Here is a 1081-nt window from a genome sequence, read left to right as displayed (position 1 = left end):
ATCATCTATTTTTCCGACCATGCGGTCAATATCACGATCATCCCTCACTGAAGGATTATAAATATTAATTACAGTTGGTTCAGTAGACATCGTTGCTGCAATTCCTTCACCAATCTCACCTAATGTCTTTTTATTCAACGGTAAAACTGCTTCTCGCCCCGCTTCTCCTGCACCTTGCAACTGACCATTACTCATTCCAAAGATAGTTGGCCGAGTAAAAATACCACCTTTTGCACGCCATTGCACATCGATCCCAGATGGGAAAGTAATGTCTTTACCCAAAATATTTTTCGTACTAGTCTGCAGACTGAAGTGTGGCATTTTAGGCATTTCCGGTTTCGGAATCTTTAATTTCAAATCACTGAAAAACCCTTTGATTTTATCAATGAATCCCTTTACTTTATCTACCGCATCTTTTATCGGATCAACGATAAATCTCTTTGCTGCATCAAATTTTTCTTGCGCTGCATTCTTTACAGAATCAAATTTTTCCCGCGCCGTATTGTACATATCATTGAACTTCTCTTTTGCAGAATTATAAGCTGAAATCACTGGATCAATAATATATTTATAAACTAGATTCCATGCCGTAAGTGTATAAGATTGGATTTTGGCCCAATTACCTAGTATCCAATTCGCTAAATCATTCAATTTTTCTTTCGTTGCATTCCACAATTCCTGAACAGGCTGAATGACATATTGTTTTACTAGATTCCATGCTGCAGAAGTATATGATTTAACTGTTTCCCATTGTGAATTTAGCCAAGAAACAAGCATACCGATCTGTTCTTTAACCCAATCCCATGCTTCTTGAACAGGTTGAGTAATATATTGTTTAAATAAACCCCAAGCAACTTGTGCAGCAGCCTTTATAAGTTCCCACTGCGTACTAAGCCATGTGACTAATTCACCAATTTTTGCACTTATCCAATCATACGCTTCCTGGATCGGCTGTATAATATATTGAGATATTGCCGCCCATGCAATTTGTGCCCCTGCTTGAATGAGTAGCCAACCTGCTTCTAAAACTGTTGAAATTGCCGAAATAATCGGATCTAAAACTGTGAGTATTGTATCCCAT

1 pseudogene is annotated in these 1081 nt (G+C 37.8%); it reads right to left on the bottom strand.

The window, feature by feature from the left end:
* A pseudogene (locus RT27_RS35615) lies at positions 1–1081 on the bottom strand (phage tail tape measure protein); the annotation flags it as partial.

The organism is Bacillus sp. L_1B0_5 (genome assembly GCF_000836715.1).
GTDB lineage: Bacteria > Bacillota > Bacilli > Bacillales > Bacillaceae_G > Bacillus_A > Bacillus_A thuringiensis_S.
The sequence above is the reverse complement of the archived record's forward strand: the minus strand, read 5'-3'. Positions and strand labels throughout refer to the sequence as shown.